Source organism: Streptosporangium minutum, from assembly GCF_002149035.1.
Taxonomy (GTDB): Bacteria; Actinomycetota; Actinomycetes; order Streptosporangiales; family Streptosporangiaceae; genus Streptosporangium; species Streptosporangium minutum.
This window is the reverse complement of the sequence record NZ_NGFP01000428.1, coordinates 1-3,559: the sequence shown is the minus strand read 5'-3', so window position 1 is coordinate 3,559 and position 3,559 is coordinate 1. Positions and strand designations below refer to the sequence as shown.

2 protein-coding genes are annotated in these 3,559 nt (G+C 76.9%); one reads left to right on the top strand and one right to left on the bottom strand.

The features are described 5' to 3' along the window. Positions 1 to 66 precede the first annotated feature (66 nt). Complete coding sequence (locus CA984_RS43075; protein WP_086579044.1) at positions 67 to 2,733, top strand: ATP-dependent RNA helicase; 2,667 nt, start codon at positions 67 to 69, stop codon at positions 2,731 to 2,733. Here the strand turns inward: CA984_RS43075 and CA984_RS43070 are convergent. Beyond that, positions 2,661 to 3,446, bottom strand: a complete 786-nt coding sequence (locus CA984_RS43070; RefSeq protein ID WP_086579043.1) for a hypothetical protein — start codon at positions 3,444 to 3,446, stop codon at positions 2,661 to 2,663. The genes CA984_RS43075 and CA984_RS43070 overlap by 73 nt on opposite strands. Positions 3,447 to 3,559: the final 113 nt, after the last annotated feature.

The following is a 3,559-nucleotide window of genomic DNA, read 5'->3' as shown; positions in this document are numbered from 1 at the left end:
GCCCCGGACCGCACGAGACCGGGCCCCCGTTCCGCGCCGGTCACCGGACTCGGGGAGACTGGCCGGGTGCGTTCCGACTGGTCCGGCCTCCCCGTCCGCCACGTTCTGCCCGAGCTGCTCGCGGCCCTGGACGAGCGTGGCGTCGCCGTGCTCACCGCGCCTCCCGGCACGGGCAAGACCACGCTCGTCCCGCTCGCGCTGGCCGGGCTCCTCGACGGCTCGGCCCCGAAACGGGTGATCGTGGCCGAGCCCCGCCGGATGGCGGTGCGGGCGGCGGCACGGCGGATGGCGTGGCTGCTGGAGTCGGAGGTGGGCGCGGAGGTCGGGTTCACGGTCCGCGGCGAGCGCAGGGCCGGCGCGGACACGGTCGTCGAGGTCGTCACCACCGGAGTCCTCCTCCAGCGGCTCCAGCGCGACGCCGAGCTCGGCGGCGTGGACGCGGTGCTGCTGGACGAGTGCCACGAACGCCACCTGGACGCCGACACCGCCCTGGCCTTCCTCCTCGACGTCCGCGCCACCCTCCGCCCCGACCTGCGGCTCATCGCCACCTCCGCCACCGCCGACGCCGCGCCCTGGGCCCGGCTGCTCGGCTCCGGCGCCCCCGGCGACCAGTCGGCGACCGCCGTACCCCCACCGGACGTCCGGCTGCTCGGCTCCGGCGCTCCCGGCGACCGGCTGGCGGCCGCCGTACCCCCGCCGGACGCGCCGATCGTGCACGCCTCCGGCGCCATGCACCCGGTCACCCCCGTCTGGGCGCCGCCCGCCAGGCCGGTGACGCCCCCGCGCGGCCTGCGGGTGGACCCGGCGTTCCTGTCCCACGTCGCCGATGTCGTACGGCGCGCGCTGGTCGAGCACGGAGGGGACGTGCTGTGCTTCCTGCCGGGGGTCGGCGAGATCGGCAGGGTGGCCGCGATGCTTCACGGCGTCGACGTCCTGCAGGTCCACGGCCAGGCTCCGGCCCGCGTGCAGGACGCCGTGCTCTCGCCCGGCGAGAACCGCCGGGTCGTGCTCGCCACCTCGGTCGCCGAGTCCAGCCTGACCGTCCCCGGCGTGCGGATCGTGGTCGACTCCGGTCTCGCCCGGGAGCCCCGCACCGACCACGCCCGGGGGCTCGGCTCGCTCACCACCGTCCGCGCGTCCAAGGCCTCCGCCGTCCAGCGCGCCGGCCGGGCGGGGCGCGAGGCCCCGGGGGTCGTCTACCGGTGCTGGTCGCAGGCCGAACACGACCGGCTCCCCGACCACGCCCAGCCCGAGATCGCCCTCGCCGATCTGACCGGCTTCGCCCTCCAGGCCGCCTGCTGGGGCGATCCCGCCGCCACCGGTCTGGCCCTGCTCGACCCGCCGCCGCCCGCCGCGATGGACGCGGCGCGACGGACCCTGCACGACCTGGGCGCCCTCGACGGGCGGGTCACCTCCCGGGGGCGGCGGATGGCCGGGGCCGGGGTCCACCCCCGCCTGGCGCGCGCCCTGATCGACGTCGGCCCCCGGGCCGCCGAGGTGGTGGCGCTGCTGTCCGAGCAGCTCCCCAGGGACGCCGGTGACGACCTGGTCGCCGTCTGGCGTTCCGTCCGGCGGGGCGGCGACGGTTTCTCCGCGCGCTGGCGCCAGGAGACCAGGCGGCTGGCGCAGGCCGTTCCCCGCACGGACCCGACTCCCCCGCCGGCCGGGCAGTCCGAACGGCCGCGTCCGGCTCCCGCGCCGGGCGGCCAGGACAAGAGCGCTGGGCGGCCTTCCGCGCCGGCCGGAGGGGGCCGGGGGCCGGAGCCTGGCGACGACGCCGTGGCCGGGCTGGTCGTGGCGCTGGCCTACCCGGAGCGGGTGGCCCGGCGGCGGGGCGGCTCCTACCTGATGGCGTCGGGAACCGCGGCGGAGCTCCCCCAGGGGTCACGGCTGGCGAGCGCGGAATGGCTGGCCGTCGCGGTGGCGGACCGGCCGGCGGGGTCGGCGTCGGCCCGCGTCAGGCAGGCCGTCGTGATCGACGAGGAGATCGCCAGGCTCGCCGCCGCGCCCCTGTACGGCTCCGGCGAGGAGGTGGTGTGGCGGGTCCCGCCGGGTGAGCGGCGCGGTGACGTCTCGGCTCGCCGGGTGGAACGCCTCGGCGCCATCGAGCTGTCCTCGGCCCGGCTCCGGGACGCCGATGTCAGGCCCGCCGTCCTGGAGGGGCTGCGCACCGAGGGCCTGGCGGTCCTGCGCTGGACTCCCGAGGCCGTCGCCCTGCGCGAGCGCCTGGCCTTCTGCCGCCGCGCGCTCGGCGACCCCTGGCCGGCGACGGACGACGAGGCCCTGATCGGCGCGGCCGACCTGTGGCTGGAGCCCGAGCTGTCCCGGGTCCGCCGCCGGTCCGACCTGGAACGCCTCGACGTGACCTCGGCGCTGCACCGCCTGGTCCCGTGGAGCGCCCGTCTGGAGGACACGGCCCCCGAACGGATCGAGGTCCCCAGCGGATCGCGGATCAGGATCGACTACTCCGGCGACCAGCCGGTTCTGGCCGCCAAGCTGCAGGAGCTGTTCGGCTGGGACGAGGCCCCGCGCGTGGCCGGGGTGCCGCTGGTGATTCACCTGCTCTCCCCGGCGGGGCGCCCGGCGGCGGTCACCGCCGACCTGGCCTCCTTCTGGCGCGGCGAGGGCTACCGGTCGGTCCGCGCCGAGCTCCGGGGCCGCTACCCCAAGCACCCCTGGCCCGAGGACCCGCTGTCCGCCGTCGCCACCCGCCGTACCAACCCCCGTCGCTGAGCCCGCGGCGGCGGGTCCAGGCGGTCTCCGGTCGGGATGACGTCCTCGACCCGCGTGACGGGGAGGTCCATCGAGTACACGGTGCCGCCGACGGCCGCTGCCAGGGACCTGGCGGCCTTGTAGACGACCTCCACGTCGGAGCGGTGCGGGTCGCCGCCGTCGATCTCCAGGTCGACCGAGTGGTCGGGGAGGTCCCCCGGCCATCCGGGGGGCGGATGGTCGTAGGTGACCTGGATGGGGTCTCCCGTCTTGCCGTCGATGTGGCAGAGGCCGAGGTCGTGGTCGTGGCGGATGGTGCGCTCACCGAGGTTCGGGCGGAGCAGTTCGGCCACCCGCTCGCAGCCGAGCGGGAGGCGCCTGCCGAGGCGCACCTCGACGTCCACGTGGTCGTCGTGCTCCTGCGGCGGGTGCAGCGCGCCGCCGAGACGGCTCGCGAGGCCGTTGAGCAGGAGGCAGGCCGCCGGTCTCAGCCTGTTCCTGGCGATGATCGCTCCGCGCCGGTCGGCGGGGACGCCCGCCAGGGCGGCCTGTCTGTCGGTGATCTCGGTGCAGCGCACCCGGGTGCCCCTGGCGTCGAACCAGTCGCCTGACCTCGTGAGGCCGGGGTCGTACTGGCGGAGCAGGGCCTCCAGCCTGTCGAGGTCGGGTGGGCGGTGGGTGAGCAGGGCGGGGTGACGGCGTAACTGGCGCGCCGTGCGATCGAGGAACCACATGTCGCCGAGTCTGCGATCCAGCGCTTGGGGCTCACTTGTGAGCCGGCTTGCCGTGACTTGCGCGCGCCGGCCCGGACGCCATTCCGGCACGCCGACCCGGCGCCCTCCCAACG